Annotated in this window: 18 protein-coding genes; 9 read left to right on the top strand and 9 right to left on the bottom strand. The window is 71.8% G+C overall.

Annotated elements, in window-relative coordinates:
• Nucleotides 1-3: 3 nt before the first annotated feature.
• Nucleotides 4-423: an FKBP-type peptidyl-prolyl cis-trans isomerase gene (locus HNR00_RS19125; protein ID WP_183571988.1), complete on the bottom strand. Its 420-nt coding sequence runs from the start codon at nt 421-423 to the stop codon at nt 4-6.
• Between the two features lie 279 nt (nt 424-702).
• On the bottom strand, nt 703-1,176 hold the full coding sequence (locus tag HNR00_RS19120; protein WP_183571986.1) for a hypothetical protein: 474 nt from the start codon (nt 1,174-1,176) through the stop codon (nt 703-705).
• Between the two features lie 301 nt (nt 1,177-1,477).
• Between HNR00_RS19120 and HNR00_RS19115 the strand changes: the two genes are divergently transcribed.
• The gene (locus HNR00_RS19115) at nt 1,478-2,698 is read left to right on the top strand and encodes a CaiB/BaiF CoA transferase family protein (RefSeq protein WP_183571984.1); all 1,221 of its coding nucleotides are present in this window, start codon (nt 1,478-1,480) and stop codon (nt 2,696-2,698) included.
• 22 nt (nt 2,699-2,720) lie between these two features.
• Nucleotides 2,721-3,533 carry an enoyl-CoA hydratase/isomerase family protein gene (locus HNR00_RS19110; protein ID WP_183571982.1) on the top strand — a complete coding sequence of 271 codons (813 nt, stop codon included), beginning with the start codon at nt 2,721-2,723 and terminating at the stop codon, nt 3,531-3,533.
• On the opposite strand, the gene HNR00_RS19105 is transcribed toward HNR00_RS19110, so the two are convergent.
• Nucleotides 3,520-4,218, bottom strand: coding sequence for a GntR family transcriptional regulator (locus tag HNR00_RS19105; protein WP_183571980.1), 699 nt, complete (start codon nt 4,216-4,218; stop codon nt 3,520-3,522). The two genes, HNR00_RS19110 and HNR00_RS19105, sit on opposite strands and share 14 nt — an antisense overlap.
• Before the next feature lie 240 nt (nt 4,219-4,458).
• On the opposite strand from HNR00_RS19105, the gene HNR00_RS19100 reads away from it, so the two are divergent.
• Nucleotides 4,459-5,502 (top strand): threonine aldolase family protein, encoded by a 1,044-nt coding sequence (locus tag HNR00_RS19100; RefSeq protein WP_183571978.1) that lies wholly within the window; start codon nt 4,459-4,461, stop codon nt 5,500-5,502.
• Here HNR00_RS19100 and HNR00_RS19095 read toward each other — a convergent pair.
• The 5 genes from HNR00_RS19095 to HNR00_RS19075 form a co-directional block, all read right to left on the bottom strand.
• Nucleotides 5,499-6,050 (bottom strand): Uma2 family endonuclease, encoded by a 552-nt coding sequence (locus HNR00_RS19095; protein WP_183571975.1) that lies wholly within the window; start codon nt 6,048-6,050, stop codon nt 5,499-5,501. The two genes, HNR00_RS19100 and HNR00_RS19095, sit on opposite strands and share 4 nt — an antisense overlap.
• Before the next feature lie 46 nt (nt 6,051-6,096).
• Entirely contained in the window at nt 6,097-6,420 is a 324-nt protein-coding gene (locus HNR00_RS19090) for a hypothetical protein (protein ID WP_376770396.1), read from the bottom strand.
• Between the two features lie 62 nt (nt 6,421-6,482).
• The gene (locus tag HNR00_RS19085) at nt 6,483-7,427 is read right to left on the bottom strand and encodes a class I SAM-dependent methyltransferase (RefSeq protein WP_183571973.1); all 945 of its coding nucleotides are present in this window, start codon (nt 7,425-7,427) and stop codon (nt 6,483-6,485) included.
• Nucleotides 7,424-8,719: a glycosyltransferase gene (locus tag HNR00_RS25855; protein WP_183571971.1), complete on the bottom strand. Its 1,296-nt coding sequence runs from the start codon at nt 8,717-8,719 to the stop codon at nt 7,424-7,426. The genes HNR00_RS19085 and HNR00_RS25855 overlap by 4 nt, the downstream gene beginning before the upstream one ends.
• A gap of 98 nt (nt 8,720-8,817) precedes the next feature.
• Nucleotides 8,818-10,077, bottom strand: coding sequence for a nucleotide disphospho-sugar-binding domain-containing protein (locus HNR00_RS19075; protein WP_183571969.1), 1,260 nt, complete (start codon nt 10,075-10,077; stop codon nt 8,818-8,820).
• 520 nt (nt 10,078-10,597) lie between these two features.
• Between HNR00_RS19075 and cobF the strand changes: the two genes are divergently transcribed.
• Nucleotides 10,598-11,356, top strand: a complete 759-nt coding sequence (gene cobF, locus HNR00_RS19070; RefSeq protein ID WP_183571962.1) for a precorrin-6A synthase (deacetylating) — start codon at nt 10,598-10,600, stop codon at nt 11,354-11,356.
• A gap of 448 nt (nt 11,357-11,804) precedes the next feature.
• Complete coding sequence (locus HNR00_RS19065; RefSeq protein ID WP_312886081.1) at nt 11,805-13,001, top strand: COG3904 family protein; 1,197 nt, start codon at nt 11,805-11,807, stop codon at nt 12,999-13,001.
• A 52-nt stretch (nt 13,002-13,053) separates the two neighbouring features.
• On the opposite strand, the gene HNR00_RS19060 is transcribed toward HNR00_RS19065, so the two are convergent.
• A complete protein-coding gene (locus tag HNR00_RS19060; RefSeq protein ID WP_183571957.1) occupies nt 13,054-14,046 on the bottom strand; it encodes a lysylphosphatidylglycerol synthase domain-containing protein in 993 nt (330 codons plus the stop codon).
• 310 nt (nt 14,047-14,356) lie between these two features.
• On the opposite strand from HNR00_RS19060, the gene HNR00_RS19055 reads away from it, so the two are divergent.
• The 4 genes from HNR00_RS19055 to HNR00_RS19040 all read left to right on the top strand — a co-directional run bounded on the left by HNR00_RS19055 (nt 14,357) and on the right by HNR00_RS19040 (nt 16,992).
• Entirely contained in the window at nt 14,357-15,088 is a 732-nt protein-coding gene (locus tag HNR00_RS19055; protein ID WP_183571955.1) for a thiamine phosphate synthase, read from the top strand.
• Between the two features lie 96 nt (nt 15,089-15,184).
• On the top strand, nt 15,185-15,991 hold the full coding sequence (thiD, locus tag HNR00_RS19050) for a bifunctional hydroxymethylpyrimidine kinase/phosphomethylpyrimidine kinase (RefSeq protein ID WP_183571953.1): 807 nt from the start codon (nt 15,185-15,187) through the stop codon (nt 15,989-15,991).
• A gap of 35 nt (nt 15,992-16,026) precedes the next feature.
• Complete coding sequence (locus HNR00_RS19045; protein WP_183571951.1) at nt 16,027-16,230, top strand: hypothetical protein; 204 nt, start codon at nt 16,027-16,029, stop codon at nt 16,228-16,230.
• A gap of 132 nt (nt 16,231-16,362) precedes the next feature.
• Complete coding sequence (locus HNR00_RS19040) at nt 16,363-16,992, top strand: helix-turn-helix domain-containing protein (RefSeq protein ID WP_183571949.1); 630 nt, start codon at nt 16,363-16,365, stop codon at nt 16,990-16,992.
• The last annotated feature ends 13 nt before the right edge of the window (nt 16,993-17,005 follow it).

Raw genomic sequence — 17,005 nt, 5'->3', positions numbered from 1 at the left:
TGCTTACTTCGAGCCGATCAGCTCGACGTCGAAGATCAGCGTGGCGTTCGGCGGGATCACGCCGCCCGCGCCGCGGGCGCCGTAGCCCAGCTCCGGCGGGATCGTCAGGATGCGGCGACCGCCGGCCTTCATCGTGGCCACGCCCTCGTCCCAGCCGCGGATCACCTGCCCGGCGCCGATGGTGAAGGAGAAGGGCTGGTTGCGGTCGCGGGAGGAATCGAACTTCTTGCCCCGCTTGCCGCCGCCCGCATCGAGCCAGCCGGTGTAGTGCACCGTGACCTGCTGCCCGGATTTCGGCTCCGGACCGGTGCCGACGACCTCGTCGACGTAGGAGAGGCCCGAGGGCATCGTGACGGGCTGGGCGGAGGCGGCTGCGGTCATGGCGAGGACGAAGGCTCCGGCGATGGGAAGGATCGAGCGCATGGATCTCTTCTCGGCGCGTCGTTCGTGACGACGGGGCCGGCGGGTTACCACGCTGCTGTTCGGAAAGCGAATTTCGGGGTCGGGGATCGGTCGGAAGCAAAGGTGAGCCCTTGGGTTCACCGCCCCTCCTTCATCCCACCGCCGTCATTCCGGGGCCGCGTCAGCGGAACCCGGAATCCATGTCTGGCACGAAGGTTCAACTGCAGCTGGCTATCCCGCATCACGGGTGGATTCCGGGTTTCGCTTCGCGGCCCCGGAATGACAGCGGTGGATGGGTCGTCAGTACCGGGCGCTGAGCGCGCCGCGCTCGGGCGCGCAGGCGCCTGCCGCCGGACCGACCACGAGGTCGCCCTGGCGCGGGTTGTTGAGGGCGAGCGGGCCCGTGTCCTTGCGGCCCCAGAAACCGCCGCCGAGCTGCTCCTCGAAAAAGCCGTCGCCGAACTGGATGTAGCAGCGGTCGATCACCGCGACCGTGCCGAAGCTCGCCCGGAAGGCGGCGGATTCGGGCAAGGCGCCGCGCCCGCAGGTCAGGGCCACGTCGATGCGGCCGGAATGCGCGTAGCGGATCGCCTGCGCACGGTGCGGGCGCACCGCCACCCACGGCCCGCCGTCTCGGCTGACCAGGGCGGTGTAGCCCGAGCGGTTGATGATCTGACGGGTGCAGCCGGCTTCCGCCGACGAGGCGGCCAACAGACCGCCCGCGAGCCCGCCGAGGACCGCCGCGATGCCGAACGCCGTTCTCACCCCGTGCATCCCCTGGTCTCCCCGTCGCCCGGCGCTCCGGCACCGAATGGTCACGCTCGCGCCATCAACCGCTTGGCCGTGCGACACGTTCCCGCCTATGGCAAGGGGCATGTCCACGAAAACGGCCGAACCCGAATGGCGGTGGGTCGGCGCGACGCGTAGATTCGATCCATCATTCACCTGTCGGAGCCTCTCCGCAGGGAGCGCGAGCGCCGGAAGACGCCGCGGAAAAGGGAGTGTTCACGATGGGCCGATCCCGCAGCCAGGCGTTCGCGAGGCCCATCTCCGGCCGGACGCGGTGAGGCGCGCGATGGGGACGCCGTCCCGCTCCGGGCCGCTCGTCGGCCTCAGGGTCGTCGAACTCGCCCACATCATGGCCGGTCCGGTCTGCGGGCTGATGCTCGGCGACATGGGCGCCGAGGTCATCAAGGTCGAGAAGATCGACGGCGGCGACGACACCCGCCGCTCGGTGCCGCCCGCCATCGACGGCGAGAGCGCCGCCTACATGATGATGAACCGCGGAAAGCGCGGGATCAGCCTCGACCTGAAGAGCGATGACGGCAAGGCGGTGCTGCGCCGGTTGCTGGCGGATGCCGACGTGCTGATCGAGAACTACCGGGCCGGAACGATGGAACGCCTCGGCCTCGGATACGACGTGCTGGAGGCCGAGTTTCCGGCGCTGATCTACTGCTCGCTCTCCGGCTTCGGCCGCTCCGGGCCCTATGCCGAGCGGGCCGGGTTCGATCTCGTGGCGCAGGGCATGAGCGGGCTCATGAGCATCACCGGCGAGGGACCGGGGCGCCCGCCGATGAAGTGCGGCCCGCCGGTCACCGACATCACCGCCGGCATGCTCGCGGCGATGGGGGTGCTCGCGGCCTATGTCCACCGCCTGAAGACCGGGCAGGGGCAGGTGGTCGACACCTCGCTGTTCGAGGCCGGCATCACCCTGACCTACTGGCAATCGGCCATCGCGATGGCGACGGGGGTGGCGCCCGGCCCGATGGGCTCGGCCCACCCCCTCAACGCGCCCTACGAGGCGTTCGAGACCGCCGACGGCTGGATCACCATCGGGGCGGCCAACCAGACCAACTGGCTGCGGCTGCTCGCCGTGCTCGGGGCCGAGGACCTCGCCATCGATCCGCGCTTCGCGGCCAACCGCGATCGGATGGAGAACCGCGCCGCGCTCGCCGAGGCGCTGGCCCCGCATTTCCGCCGCGCCCCGTCGGCCGACTGGCTCGCCCGGCTGGAGGCCGGCGGCGTGCCCGCCGGGCCGGTGCTCGACGTGCGGGCGATGCAGGCCGACCCGCAGGCGCGGGCCCGCGAGATGGTGGTCGCGGTCGATCACGCGAGGGCCGGGCGGATGGAGACGCTGGGCCTGCCCGTGAAGTTCTCGCAGACGCCGGGCCGCGTCCACGGCCCGGCCCCGCTCCTCGGCGAGCACAGCCGCGCGATCCTGACAGAGGTCGGCTACGATGCGGCGCAGATCGACGACTTGATCGCCCGCGGCATCGTGGGCGAGACGACAGCCTGATGAAAGCTCCGGAGCCTGATCGATGACCCTCGAGGCCGCGCCGACCGACGAACTCCTCTACGCGGTGGACGAGGCCGGCATCGCCCGCATCACCCTCAACCGGCCGCAGGCGCGCAACGCCCTCACCTTCGCGATGTACGAGGGGTTAGTCGCCCTCTGCCGGCGGATCGAGGCCGACCGCTCGGTCAAGGCGGTGATCGTCTCCGGCGCGGGCGACAAGGCCTTCGCGGCCGGCACCGATATCGGCCAGTTCCGCGACTTCCGCACGGCGGAGGCGGCGTTGGGCTACGAGCGCTTCATGGACACGGTGCTCGGTAGCCTGGAGCGCCTGCGGGTGCCGACCATCGCCGCGGTCGCTGGCGCCTGTACCGGCGGCGGCATGGCCATCGCCGCGGCCTGCGACCTGCGCATCGCCTCCGCCGACGCCCGCTTCGGCATCCCGATCGCGCGCACGCTCGGCAATTGCCTGTCGCAATCGACGCTGCGGCGGCTGTCCGGCCTGATCGGAGCGCCGCGGGTGAAGGACATCCTGTTCACCGCCCGCCTCGTCGGCGCCGACGAGGCCCGCGCCATCGGCTTCGCCAACGAGGTCGTGGGGGATGCCGAGGCCGTGCAGGCCCGCGCGGGCGAACTCGCGACGCTGCTCGCGAGCCACGCCCCGCTGACGCTCCAGGCGACCAAGGAGGGCCTGCGCCGCCTCTCCGAGGGGCCGACGGGGGAGGGCTCGGACCAGTCCGGCGACGACCTGATCGTGCTCTGCTACACCAGCGAGGATTTCCGCGAGGGCATGGACGCGTTCCTGTCGAAGCGCCCGCCGGCCTTTAAGGGGCGGTGACGCCCCCCGCGCCGTCCTCCTCGCCGTACATCGCGGCGATCACCGGCTTCTTCGAGCGGATGTGATGGCGCATCACGGAGGCCAGCGCCTCGCCGTCGCGGGCGCGCAGGTACTTGATCATCCGCTCGTGCTCGTCGACCGCCTGCGCCCACTGCTCGTCGGTCTGGTGGGCGGTGTAGCGGGTGCGCTGGATGCGGCCGCTGATCCCGATATAGAGGCTGCGCAACTTGGTGTTGCGACTCGCCTCCATGATGGCTTCGTGGATCTCGCGGTTGAGCCGGAAATACGGCACGAAATCGCGCGCCTTCCAGGCCTCGATCATCGCGTCGTGCTTGGCCGCGATCGCCTCGATCTCCGCGTCGGAGATAACCCGGCAGGCGATGTGGCAGGCGGTCGCCTCCAGGCCGGCGACGATCTCGATCATCTCCTCCAGCTCGGTCTGCGAGATGCTGGCGACCCGCGCGCCGCGATTCGGCAGCAATTCCAGCAATCCCTCGGTCGCCAGGATCTTGATCGCCTCGCGTAAGGGGGTGCGCGAGATGCCGAAGCGCTCGGTCAGCTCGCTCTCGTTGACGCGCGCGCGCGGCTCCAGTTCGCCGTCGTTGATCAGCTCGCGCATGCGGTCGGCCACCTCATCGTGAAGGTAGCGGCGGCTGATTCCGATACTGGGCTCAATTCTATTCATCGACCAGTCAAATCATTCTTGAATGCGAGACATCCTGTCGCAAGCTCTAAGGATAGGGTCGCCCGATGTCGAGACGGGAGCGACATCCCAACTTCGCGAGTCACACGGAAACTTCACGGAACGGCTGTGAAGGGCGCCCGCGATCGCCCCTGGCATGGATCGAGCTTGGCATGAATTGTATTTTTCATGCAATATCGTTTTCGGTCGCCCCGCATCGGGGGGCCCGGACACGAAGCCGCGATGATCGATCTGTTCAGCGACACCCAGACCCGACCGACGCCCGGCATGCGCGAGGCCATGGCGCGGGCCGAGGTCGGCGACGAGCAATCGGGCTCCGACCCGACCACCAACGCACTCTGCGAGCGGGTGGCGGCCCTGCTCGGGATGGAGGCGGGTGTCTTCATGCCGTCGGGCACGATGTGCAACCTCGCCTCGATCCTCGTTCACACCCGCCGCGGCGACGAGATCGTCGTCGACGACCAGTCCCACATCTACAACACCGAGGCCGCGGGTGCGGCGGCGCTCGGCGGCGTGTCGGTGCGGGCGCTGCCGACGCGGGTCGGCCTGTTCACGGCGGACATGGTCGAGGCGGCGATCCGACCGCGCCAGCGCACCGCCCCGCGCTCGGCGCTGGTCTCGATCGAGCAGACCACGAGCTTCTCCGGCGGCACGGTGTGGGATCTGGCCGAGATGCGCCGCATCCGCGACGTGGCGCAGGGGTGCGGACTGGTGGCGCATATCGACGGGGCCCGCCTCCTCAACGCGGTCGCCGCCACCGGCATCCCGGCGGCCGACTACGCGGAAGGCTTCGACAGCGCCTGGATCGATCTCAGCAAGGGCCTCGGCTGCCCGGTGGGGGCGGTTCTGTGCGGTTCGGCCGCGTTCGTCGAGGCGGCGTGGCAGTGGAAGTACCGGCTCGGCGGGGCGATGCGCCAGTCGGGCGTGCTCGCCGCGGCCGGGCTCTACGCGCTCGACCACCATATCGCGCAGCTGGCCCGCGACAACGCCCACGCGGCGCAGCTCCATCGGGCGGTGGCCGACCTGCCGGGGCTCGGCCTCGATCCGACCGCGGGGCAGTCGAACATCCTGTTCTTCTCGGTGGAGGGTCTCGGCATCACGGCGGCGGATTTCGCCGCCGCCTGCATGAAGGAGGGAGTGCGGGTGCGCGCACTCGGCACCCACCACATCCGCGTCACGACGAATCTCGACGTGGACCAGGCGGGCATCGCGCGGGCGGCCGAGGTGATGCGGGCGACGGCGCTGGCCTTCGCGGAACGGAGCTAACGCTCGAACAGGGCGGCGACCGAAAGCGTCAGCCCCGGCGGATCAAGGCGAAGCTCGCCGGACGAGGCGATGCGGGTCTCGATCAGGTCGCCGTCACCGCGCCGGTAGTGGATGACGGCGGACCGCCTGGGATCGACAATGAGATAGTGGGCCACGCTCGGGATCTGGAAGTAGCCGTCGAGATTGTCCGAAAAGTCGATACTCGCAGTGCTGGGCGAGAGCACTTCCACCACAATGACCGGTCTCTCTGCCTCCACGGCGTCATCGGGTACGGGCTCGCCGCATCGTACGAGCGCATCCGGCTCAAATGCGGTGCGCGGGTCGATCCGCACCGTCATGCCGTCAGGCAGCATCTCGCAGGGGATGCCGGCGTCCGCGATGGCTCGGCTGAGGGCGGTTTGGATCCGGAACTCCACACGGGCGTGCCGAGCGCGCTGCGGAGACATCGCCACGATCTCGCCGTCGATGAGTTCGTAGCGGCCCGGTCGCCCCTCGGCCCAGGCCAGGAACGCGTCGACGGTCATGCCGGGTTTGGCCTGGACGCTCATGAGGATGAGCTTACCACGCGGCCTTCGCGGCGCGAAGGCGGGGCCGTTACGGTTGCAGCGCCTTCACCTCGCATTGCGCGTACTCGGCGCTCGCCTTCACGTAGGCGTTCAGACGCTGCACGTAGGCCTCCGCGAGCGGCCGGAAGGCCTGGGCCTGCGCGTTGTAGGCCTTGATCGCGTCGTTGTAGCTGTAGGCTTCCCAGCCGGGGCAGCCTCCCTTGGCGTCGAGGCAGGCGGGTTTGTCGGGGAGCTTCGGCTTCTGCGGGCGCGCCTCGGCCGGGGGAGGGGGCGGCGGCGTGCAGGGGGCGGCCAGCGCCGGGCCGGCGAGAAGACCGATCAGGCCGAGGGCTGCGCGTGTCGCCATCGTCATCGCCGCATTCCCCGCCGTCTTCCGCGTCACGCAGCGGCTTCTCCCGAGTGCGGCGCCCCGCGTCAAGGAAGGCCGGGCTTTCGCGCGACGAGCAGCAGCGAGACGCCCTCGTCGCGTCCCGGCGCGGGCAGGGGCAAAAGGCGGCTGGCGAGATAGGCCGGCACCGCCGCCGCCAGCGGCGCGAGGTGCCAGGCGGCGGCGTGGCGGTAGTGGCGCGTCACCGCCTTCACCGGAGAGAACCGGGCGAGCCAGTGCACGAACACGTCGCCGCGCGACCAGGGCGAAACCAGCACCTCGGCATCGGTCAGCTCGGCCCGCTCGGCCAGCGCCCGGAGCGCGCCGTCCGTCCACCATGTCAGGTGGTGCGGCACGGCGTTGGTGAGCCAGTTCGGGATGCGGCTCTGGGCCGAGGGCACGTGCGGCACCCCGACGAAGGCGAGCCCGCCGGGGCGGAGCGCGGCGGCCATCTCGCGCATCAGCGCGAGCGGGTCCTCGACATGCTCCATCACCTGAAAGGCGCAGACCGCATCGTAGCGGCCGGCCCGCTCCGCCAAATGCTCGCCCAGCGTCTGCTTGCGCGCCCAGGGATCCTTGGCCGGATCGCCCGAGAAGTGCGGATCGAGGCCGGTATAATCGGCCTGCGGCACGCGATGGCGGAAGGTGCCGAAGCCGCAGCCGACATCGAGCACCCGCGCGCCCGGCGCGATGCGCTCCGCCGCCAGCCCGAACTCGGCCCGCGCCGGGTCGCGCAGATAGCCTCGCATGAAGCGGCTGCGGTAGAAGCCGGCGTAGAAGCCCGCATCGCCCGCCCGCATCGGATCGAAGAAATACAGGCCGGTCGGCGATTCCCACAGGCCGAACCGGGTCGATCCCCGAAAACTCGGGCGCGGATCGGTCCGGTGGACGATGCGCCACAGCGCCGCCAGCAGCCGGGCATCGACGACCTGCACCCGGCGCACGGCCGGCTCCCCGGTGATCGGGCAGAGGGGGTGGGCGGGTCCGCTCATCGGAGCATCCTCTCGCGGGCGAGCCCGTCGATCCGGTCGGCGGCGGCGGCGACGCCCGGATCGGCGGCGAGACGGCGCCCGGCCTCGGCGGCGGCGTTCGCCATGGCCGGGTCGGACACCGCGCGGGCGATCCGGGCGGCGAGGTCTTCCGGGCCGACCTGGCGCAGCGGCACCGGGGCCTCGCTCGCCCCCAGAGCCGCCACACGCCGGCCCCAGAACAGTTGATCGCCGAGCAGCGGCAGGATCACGCTCGGGCGACCGGCGCGCAGCGCCGCCGCGGTGGTGCCGGCGCCGCCGTGATGCACCACCGCTGCGACGCGGGGAAACAGCAGGGCGTGGTCGGCGTGGCGGGTATAGGCGAGGTTCGGCGGCAGATCCGGCGGCGGGTTCAGGCCCCCCGGCCCGGTCTGGAGGATCGCCCGGCCGCCCCAGAGCGCGAGGGCGCGCAGGACCACCTCGGTGTTTCGCTTGGCCCCCCAGAACATCGAGCCGAAGCCGACATAGACCGGCGGCGGGCCGGCGGCGAGGAACACCTCGACATGCTCGCGCAGCCGCGCCTCCGGGTCGGGCTGCCCCTGCCACGCGCCGGTCACGAGGGCCGGCACCGGCCAATCGCCCGGATCGGGGCTGAGCACCGGGCTCCAGGCGGCGATGTGGTGCAGGTCGGAAAGACCGCTCGTCAGCGGGTTGGCCAGCGCCCTTAGGCCACGGCCGAGGCGATGGCGGCGGCGGATTTCGGCGAAGGAGCGGCGCCCGAACAGCGACAGCAGCCGGAAGGCCTCGTAGCTCAGGCGGTTCTCGATCCGGCCGCGATCGGCCCCGCCGAACAGCGAGGCGGACATGGTCCGGGTCGGCAGCAGCGGCTGGCACATCACCCGCACCGCCGGGATGCCGAGTTCCCGCGCCAGCGGCCCGGCGAAGAAGGCGAAGGGATTGAACACGACGATGTCGGCCCCGCGCATCTCGGCGAGGCTCGTCTCGATCAGCGCCGTGAGCCGATCCTGAAGCGCGCGGCGCAGCGCCCCGAGCAGCGGCAGCGTCGAGAGGCCGGCGGCGAGGTAGTTGTGGAACAGCGGCTCGAAACGCGGGTCCTTTAGGATCTCCTCGAAGCCCTCGCCGGTCTCGACCGGCTCCAGGCCGAGCCCGCGCGCGCTCCTGTGGTAGTCGCTCGTGGTGACGAGGCGGACCTCGTGGCCGCGCTCCTGAAGCGTTCGTCCGAGTACGCAGAACGGCAGCACGTCGCCGCGCGTGCCGAAGGTGACGAGGACGGCGCGGGGTCGGCGCTCCGTCACGGCGCTCCCCGTCTCGCTGTTTCTGTCACGGAAACCCGATCGATCCTGCCCTACCCGCGCTGCATTAGCCGCCCGACCGGCCCGGCGAAAGGCCGCTCTCAGGCGAGGACCGGCCGGCCGGTGCGCAGGAGCGTCTCGACGAGATCGGCGGCGCGGGCGGCGCCCCCGGCGCGGGCGATGTCTTCGCGCAGGCGGCCGGCGGCGGCGCGAAAGCCGGGCTCGTCCCGCACGCGGGCGACCGCCGCCGTGAGCGCGCTCGCGGAGAGGCGCCAGCGCGGCAGGGCGATCCCGACGCCGGCCTGCTCGACCCGCACCGCGATGGCGCCCTGCTCGAAGGCGATCGGCACGACGACGACGGGCACGCCCGCGGCGCAGGCATCGAGCACGGTGTTGAGCCCGCCGTGCAGGACCGCGACCGAGGCCTCGCGCAGGACCGGCCCCTGCGGCAGGAAATCGTAGGCCAGCGGCCGCCCCGGCAGCCGCGCGACCTGCGCCTCGGTGAGGCCGCCCGCATGGGTGAGGACGAGCTGCATCCCGACCCGCTCCGCGGCCTCGGCGAAGCGGCGGAACACGCCGTAGCGCCCGCCCTGGAGCGAGCCGAGGGAGGCGTAGGCGAGCGGCCGTCCGTCGCGGGGCAGCGCCGGGCCGGGCGGGGCGGGCGCCCGGATCGGCCCGACATAATGGAAGACCGGCGGCAGTTTTTCGCGCGGGAATTCCAGCCCCGCTACGGTCTGTGAGATTTGGAGGAAGCCCGACAGCGCGTGATCGACCCGCCGTCGGGGCCCGAGGTTCCAGCGTTCGGCATAGGCGCCGACGACCGAGCCGATCGGGCGCATCAGGTAGGCGCTGGCGTGGTAGCCGACACGGTTGCGCTTCACCGCCCAGGGCGCCGGATGGTAGCGCCACGGCGTGAAGATCGGCGGCACCGCGGCCTCCCAGTTGATCGGAAGCGCGCTCGCCAGCGAGACGTGCGGCAGGCCGAGATGCGCGGCCACCAGCCCGCCCGCCGCCTCGACCTGATCGCACACCACCATGTCGGCGCCGGTCGCGCGCAGGGCTGCCGGCAGTTCACGGCACAGCATCTCGGTGATCCCGGCGACTCGCAGGACCGTGCGGCGCACCCCGAACGGCCCGTTGAGCCGCCCGAGCCCGCGCGTCATCTCGCCGAGGAAGCCCGGCGGATGGCTCGACGCGCCGAGCGGCCGGAAGGCGAGGCCGCGCGGCTCCACGAGGCGGGCGGCATCCGCCATGTGCAGGACGGTCGCGCGATGACCGCGCCGCTCCAGTTCGGCGGCCAGCGCCAGCATCGGGTTGAGATGGCCGAGGAAGGGCGGCGCGACGAAGGCGATATGCGCCATGACGGGCTTCTCGGGCGTGCTCTTCGGGGCGTGCTTGCGGACGAGGCTCGCCCCCGGGACGGCCGCCTTCCTGCGCGCGGGCGGAACGGGACGCAAGGTCCGGTGCAACCGGAGCCCGGGATCACGCGTTCAGCAGTCCCGGAACGGAGATGGCAAGTCTTTCGACTGTTCATTTTCCGTTAAGGATGTTTCGACCGCAGGAGCCTTGGATTGCGTGAGTCACGGTGACGAAACGCACCGCGGCATCCCGGCGAAACAGATTAGGAGTTACTTAACGGATGTGGCGGCCGAGCGGGCCCGCCGACGGAGTAGAAACGATGAGCCAGCGCATCGAAGACATCAAGTTCATGGCGACGATGTCCTTCGTCACCCTCTTCGGCACCTGTCTGACGGCTCTGTTCGGCTGAGCGCCGCGGTCCACGCTCCCTTGTTGGACCGAATCCGTTAAGAAGCCGCTTCCGACGCTTCCGATCACGGGAGCCCATTCCGGGGACGAGGCGTCCCCGCGCAGGATGCGGCCTTGAGAACCATCCACGTCATCGGCATCGGCACGGGCAATCCGGAGCACCTGACGATCCAGGGCATCCGGGCCCTGAATGCGACCGACGTCGTCTTCGCCCTCGACAAGGGCGAGGCCAAATCCGGCCTCAACGCCGTCCGCCGCACGATCTGCGAGCGCTACCGCGAACGGCCGGGCTGCCGCTTCGTCGAGGCGCCCGATCCCGAGCGCGACCGTCGCCCCGCCCATTACGGCGTCGCGGTCGACGACTGGCACGCCGCGCGGGCGGACCTCTACGAGGACCTGATCGCGACCCATCTCGGCCAGGACGAGCAGGGTGCCTTTCTGGTCTGGGGCGACCCCGCTCTCTACGACTCGACGCTGCGCATCCTGGAGCGGGTGCGGACGTGCGGGCGCATCGATTTCAAGGTCTCGGTCGTGCCCGGCATCACCTCGGTGCAGGCGCTTGCCGCGAGCCATCGCATCCCGCTCCACCGCATCGGCGAGCCGGTGCGGATCACCACCGGACGGCGGCTGCGCGAGGAAGCCGGCGCGGTCGAAGGCGCCACGGTGGTGATGCTCGACGGGGACCCGCGCTTCGACGGGCTCGATCCCGACCTCACCATCCATTGGGGCGCCTATCTCGGGACGCCGGACGAGATCCTGTCGGCCGGCCGCCTCGGCGACGTGGCGGACGACATCCGACGTCTGCGCGCCGAGGCGCGGCAGCGCCACGGCTGGATCATGGACATCTACCTGCTGATGCCGCCGGAGCGGTGAGCGGGCCGTCGTCCGCGGGCGACGCCACGGGCGAGAGCCCGGACTCAACGATCGAGCGCGGTATCCGGTCGTGGATCCCGGATTCCGCTGCGCGGCTCCGGGATGACGCGCCGTGCCCGAGGATGATTCCGCCGCGCGTCCCTGCTCGTTGCCCCATGCTCCTGCGACACAGTGTCAGCCCGGGAAAAGCATTCTCGCCGATTCCGCGCCGCCGCAGGCATGTCCTGCTTCCGCGTGTGGGCTCCGCGATACGGCCCGCCCCCGGCCCCGATTCGGCCCTGGCAGAGGCCTTGCTTCGTCGGATCCAACAGGGACACTGACCGGATCGGGCAACGATCCGTACCTGTTGGGGGCGACGATGGCGGCTGGCTCGCGGCGCGTTTCGCGCGGCACGATGCATGTCCTCTGGGGACGGCTTCCCTGCCGATCGGGCGGGATAGCCTGCCTCGTGGCGGCCGGGCTCCTCGCCGTCCTCGGCGGACAGGGGCCGGTGCGCGGCTCGGTCGATCCGGCCGGGCTCGCGCCGAGCACGCACCTCTCGGATACCCTGGTCGCCCAACCCGAATCGATGCCGGCCCGCGTCGCGCTCGGGCCCGGAGGCCGCGACGTGCGGCTATCCGGCGAACTCACCGACGGTGTCGCCGAGCGCCTCGCCCGGCTGCTCGACGATCATCCCGGCATCGAGCGCATCCACCTGACGAGCGAGGGCGGGCTCGTCGACGAGGGGGCGGCCATCGGCGCGCTGGTCGTGCGGCACGGCCTCGTCACCTACGTGCCGGATTATTGCGTCTCCGCCTGCACCCTCGCCTTCGTGCGCGGGCGCGAGCGCCTGGTTCTGGAGGGCGCGCGGCTCGGCTTCCACGCCCCCTACGAGACCGGCCCGTTCGGGATCGAGGTCGCCGCCGACAGCGCGCCCGAGCGCGCCGCCTACCTCGCCGCCGGGATCGAGCCCGCCTTCGTCGACGCCGCCCTGACGGTGCGGCCGGACGACCTGATGATCCCCGACGTCGCGCGGCTCGTCGCGGCCCGCGTCGCCACCGGCGTCGTCGATGCCTACCGCTTCCCCGATTCGACCCTCGACGACCGGCCGGACCCGGACCGCGCCCGTGCGGTGGTGCTGCGAGACGTGCCGATCCTGGCGAGCGTCGAGGCGAAGGCCTCGGAGGCGGTGCGGGCGATGACCGCGTGGTATCTCGACGGCTACGCGAACGGCCGCTCCGAGGGGGAGGCGGTCGACGGGTTGCGGCGGATGGCAGCGCGCATCGTCGCGGACGCCCTGCGGCGGGCGGAACCCGCCGCGCTCGTCACCCTGGGCCGGCTGACCCTGCGGGTGATCGACCGGGTGGCGCCCGACCGAACTGAGGCCTGCACGGCTGCCGGCGAAGGGCTCGGCGCCGTGCTGACCCGTTCTAGCCTCGGTGAGCCCGACCTCGCCGTCGCCCGCGCCGCCCTGGCGCAGGCCACCTTCACCGATGCCGTGCCGGACGCGCCGGAGATGGCGGCGTTCGCCGCGCGCGACTGCGCCGGCCTGCGGCGGGCGCTGACCGCCGCCCTCGCCCTGTCGCCGCGGGAGGCCGCCGGGGCCCTTCGCCCGCTGCTCTTCCCCGAGCCGGCCCTCGCGCACGCGACCGCGCAGGCGGAATGAGGCGGCGGTCGCGCCGGACGGATAATCCGGGAACGGTGCCGGGCGTCTGGTCTCAGGATAAGGCGGCCCGAGGCTCCGCCCCGTCCCGAACAACCGCTGCCGTGCTGCGGCGGCGCCACTCCAGCACCGACCAGAGCGCCACCCCCGGCGCCCCGACGGTGAGGTCGCGCGCGCGCAGGACCAGCGAGAGGACGAGGGCGGTTGCCGGATCGACTCCGAACAGGCCGCCGACGAGGACGAACGAGCCCTCCTGAACGCCCGCGCCCCACGGCACCACGAACAGCATGCCGGTCACCGCCACGACGAGGCTGTTGAGGGCGAGCGCCGCGGGCAGCGAGAGTTCGACGCCCATCGCACGGGCCGCGAGCCAGATCTGCCCGGCACCGAGGAGCCAGCCGCCGACATGGATCAACGTCGCGCGGATCATCCGCGGCCGGTCGGCGGTGAGCGCGGCGGTGGAATCGGTCAGGTCGCGGCCGATGCCCTGGCCGAAGGCGCGCGCGCCCTTGCGCACGAGCTTGCCGATGAGGCGCCGGGCGCCCCCGTGACGGCTTAGGGCGGCGAGGGCCACGAGCGGCACGGCGGCGGCGGCGAAGGCGGCGAGCCAGAGCCCGCCCTGGTCGCGCTCGACCGTGCCGACGACGAGGAGCAGGCTCGCCAGCGCGCACAGCATCAGCGCCGCGCTCTCGATCAGCATGTCGACGAAGGTGCAGGCCGCCGCCCGCACCGGCCCCGCCGCCGCGCCGGGCTGCAGGGTGAGGGCGCGGATGCCGGCGGCGACGCCGAGTCCCGGCACCATCCAGAGCACGTTCTGCGCGCCCTCGCGCACGAGTCGCGCACCGAGACAGGCCGCATAGGAGGCGCGTCCGAGCTGGACCCGGAGCGCCGCGGCCCGGGTCGCGACGACGGCGGCCTGAACGAGGCAGACCGCCAGGAAGCCGTGCCAGCCGAGCCGGGCCAGGGCCTCGCTCACCGCGCTCGCGCCGGCCCAGTGGATGAGCGCCCCCCCGAGGCCCAACCCCGCGGCAAGCGCCAGGACCAACATCGCCCCGCGTCGGATCATCGAAGAGCCCCCCGGCTGCCCGCTCTGACCGATCATGGCCGTGCAACCATGGCGATCCCATGTCGCGGTATCGCACCGCCGGAATCGCGCGGCCATCCTGGGGCCTGCGCCTTGTGCCGGGCTGGACCGGCGGATCCCGTTCGATCGCGGCCATGGCGAAAGAATCACGATCTTTGGGTCGGGCAAACGCCGCGAGAGCCGCGCCGCCGATTGCAACGGGATCGGCCCCGGCTCTAGACCCGTGGAACGGCCCGGCGAACGGGACCGCGGCGAGCGGCATGGGGAAAGCAGCATGAGCCTGGGGATCGCAAGCGGAGCCGGCGCGGGTCTCGGCCTCGCGCGCCCGGCCGCGCCGGTCGCGGTCGACCTGCGCCTCTACGGCCTCCTCGATGTCGGCGTGCTGGGCGGCGACGCGTCGGCTCTGGCCGAACGCGCCGCGGCCTCGGTGGCGGGCGGGGCCACCCTGCTCCAGTACCGCGAGAAGGACATCGCGGATGCCCGTGCCGCGCTCGCCCGCATCCGGGCGATCCGCGCCGCGGTCGGCGGCCGCGTGCCCGTGCTGATCAACGACCGGGTCGATCTCGCCCTCGCGGCGGGAGCGGAGGGGGTGCATCTCGGCCAGTCGGACCTCCACCCGGAGGAGGCGCGGCGGCTCCTCGGCCCCAGGGCGGTGATCGGGCTGACGGTGAAGACCGGCGCCCAGGCCGACGAACTCTACCGGCTGCCGATCGACTATGCCTGCATCGGCGGCGTCTTCGCCACGACCAGCAAGGACAACCCCGACGCGCCGGTCGGCCTCGACGGCCTGCAGCGGATCGTCTTCCGCGCCCGCCTCGCCCGTGGGCAAACCCTTCCGCTCGGCGCCATCGCCGGGATCGATGCGGGCAACGCGGCCTCCGTCATCCGCGCGGGCGCCGACGGCGTCGCGCTCATCGGCGCCCTGTTCAAGGGCGGCGACACCGAGGGGAGGGCGCGCGACTTGCGTGCCCGGATCGACGAAGCACTGGCCGCGCGAAAAGCCTGAGCCACGCATCGTCGCCCCTGGCCGGAACGGCGCGCGGGACAATGTGAGGGAGAGGGCGCGCGAAGAAGCGCCGGAACGAACAGGGAGGCACTCCGGATGACCGCCATCGCCTTGACCATCGCCGGTTCGGATTCGAGCGGGGGCGCCGGCATCCAGGCCGATCTCAAGACCTTCGCGGCCCTGCGCGTCTACGGCGCCAGCGTCGTCACGGCGCTCACCGCGCAGAACACGCAGGGCGTCCAGGGCGTCCACGAGGTGCCCGCCGACTTCGTGACGGCGCAGATCGATTCGGTCTTCGCCGACCTCAAGGTCGGCGCGGTGAAGATCGGCATGCTGCCGAACCCGGCCGTGATCCGCGCCGTGGCCGAGAGCCTGCGGGCGCATGCGGGCGGCCTTCCCGTGGTGCTCGACCCCGTGATGGTCGCGGCCTCCGGCGACCGCCTGATCTCGCAGGAGGCCGTCGAGACCCTGCGGGCCGAACTGATGCCGTTCGTCACCGTCGTCACACCGAACCTCCCCGAAGCCGCGACCCTGCTCGACGAGCAGGAGGCCGGGCACGAGAACGAGGCGGTCGGCCAAGCCCGGCGTCTCCTGGAGCGCGGGGCGCGGGCGGTGCTGATCAAGGGCGGCCACGGCGAGGGCCGCGAGAGCGTCGACCATCTGCTCGGCCGCGACGGGACGCTCCGCCGCTTCGCCGCCCCGCGGATCGAGACCCGCAACAGCCACGGCACCGGCTGCACCCTCTCGGCGGGGGTCGCCGCGGGCCTCGCCAAGGGGCTCGGGCTTGCCGAGGCGGTGGCGGGCGCCAAAACCTACGTCACCGAGGCGATCCGCGCCGCCGACAGCGTGCCGGTCGGTCACGGCCACGGGCCGCTGCACCACTTCTTCGCCCTATGGAAGTAGGCATGCGGGAACAGGGATTTCGACGGAGCAGAGGAATGGTGAAACCGACGACCGGATCGCATCAGGGTCGCCGAGACGCGGGATCGGCGCGCCCCGTGCCGCAGGCGGGCGAATCATCGACACAGACGCGCAACCGCCTCGCGCTCAACCGCTTCACCTATCGCGGCGGCTACGACGGCTACGAGGGTCGGATGATCCTGCGACCCGACGCGACCGTGCCATCCGGCACGAAGCGATAGGCTTTTCGGACGACGGTTTGCGTTTGACAAATCAAACGCCCGTTCGGATAACGGAACGCATCTCCACGATATGACGCGCGCGACCCGGACCGCCCTCGGCCCCGGAGGGACGCGCATCAGCGGACCGGACGGATGCAGGACATCACGGCAAGCCTCGAGCGCGGACGGCCCAAGGATCTGGCGAGCGGCGCACAGGTGCTGTCGGGGCAGCTCGGCAAGACGATCCAGCGCCTGCGCAAGGCCTACAACCTCTCGCTCTCCGAACTCGCCGAGCAATCCGGGGTGGCGAAGTCGATCATCAGCCAGATCGAGCGCAACGAGACCAATCCGACGCTCGCCACGATCTGGCGGCTGAGCCAGGCGCTCGACGTGTCGATCGAGCGGGTGCTCGCGACCTCCGACGAGGAGCCGTTCATCGAGCGCTTCTCCCGCGCCGACACCCCGCGCCTCGTGTCCGAGGACGGCAAGGTGCGGCTCGCCATCATCGGCTGGATCAAGACGGTCGAGTGGCTGCAATGGTACGACGTCACCGCCGATCCCGGCGGCGTGCTCGAATCCGACGCGCATCAGCGCGGCTCGGTCGAGTCGCTCTCGGTGACGGAGGGCACCTTCGCGGTCGAGGTCGCAGGCGAGATCCAACGGGCCGGCCCCGGCGAGACCCTGCGCTACCGCTGCGACCGCCCCCACAGCGTCCGCTGCCTCGGCGACACGCCGGGCCGGGCCACCATGGTGGTCATCATGAAAGCCGCGGTGATGGAGTGAGGCACGGCACCGA

The sequence above is a fragment of the Methylorubrum rhodinum genome (assembly GCF_014199935.1).
Taxonomy (GTDB): Bacteria; Pseudomonadota; Alphaproteobacteria; order Rhizobiales; family Beijerinckiaceae; genus Methylobacterium; species Methylobacterium rhodinum.
Note: the sequence above shows the minus strand (reverse complement) of the source record. Positions and strands in the feature narration are given on the sequence as shown.

Excerpts from the sequence above, each read along its gene's own strand:
- HNR00_RS19125 (WP_183571988.1), bottom strand. The coding sequence starts at position 423 with ATGCGCTCGATCCTTCCCATCGCCGGAGCCTTCGTCCTCGCCATGACC.
- HNR00_RS19120 (WP_183571986.1), bottom strand. The coding sequence starts at position 1,176 with ATGCACGGGGTGAGAACGGCGTTCGGCATCGCGGCGGTCCTCGGCGGG.
- HNR00_RS19115 (WP_183571984.1), top strand. The coding sequence starts at position 1,478 with ATGGGGACGCCGTCCCGCTCCGGGCCGCTCGTCGGCCTCAGGGTCGTC.
- HNR00_RS19110 (WP_183571982.1), top strand. The coding sequence starts at position 2,721 with ATGACCCTCGAGGCCGCGCCGACCGACGAACTCCTCTACGCGGTGGAC.
- HNR00_RS19105 (WP_183571980.1), bottom strand. The coding sequence starts at position 4,218 with ATGAATAGAATTGAGCCCAGTATCGGAATCAGCCGCCGCTACCTTCAC.
- HNR00_RS19100 (WP_183571978.1), top strand. The coding sequence starts at position 4,459 with ATGATCGATCTGTTCAGCGACACCCAGACCCGACCGACGCCCGGCATG.
- HNR00_RS19095 (WP_183571975.1), bottom strand. The coding sequence starts at position 6,050 with ATGAGCGTCCAGGCCAAACCCGGCATGACCGTCGACGCGTTCCTGGCC.
- HNR00_RS19090 (WP_376770396.1), bottom strand. The coding sequence starts at position 6,420 with ATGACGATGGCGACACGCGCAGCCCTCGGCCTGATCGGTCTTCTCGCC.
- HNR00_RS19085 (WP_183571973.1), bottom strand. The coding sequence starts at position 7,427 with ATGAGCGGACCCGCCCACCCCCTCTGCCCGATCACCGGGGAGCCGGCC.
- HNR00_RS19075 (WP_183571969.1), bottom strand. The coding sequence starts at position 10,077 with ATGGCGCATATCGCCTTCGTCGCGCCGCCCTTCCTCGGCCATCTCAAC.
- HNR00_RS19060 (WP_183571957.1), bottom strand. The coding sequence starts at position 14,046 with ATGTTGGTCCTGGCGCTTGCCGCGGGGTTGGGCCTCGGGGGGGCGCTC.
- HNR00_RS19055 (WP_183571955.1), top strand. The coding sequence starts at position 14,357 with ATGAGCCTGGGGATCGCAAGCGGAGCCGGCGCGGGTCTCGGCCTCGCG.
- thiD (WP_183571953.1), top strand. The coding sequence starts at position 15,185 with ATGACCGCCATCGCCTTGACCATCGCCGGTTCGGATTCGAGCGGGGGC.
- HNR00_RS19045 (WP_183571951.1), top strand. The coding sequence starts at position 16,027 with ATGGTGAAACCGACGACCGGATCGCATCAGGGTCGCCGAGACGCGGGA.
- HNR00_RS19040 (WP_183571949.1), top strand. The coding sequence starts at position 16,363 with ATGCAGGACATCACGGCAAGCCTCGAGCGCGGACGGCCCAAGGATCTG.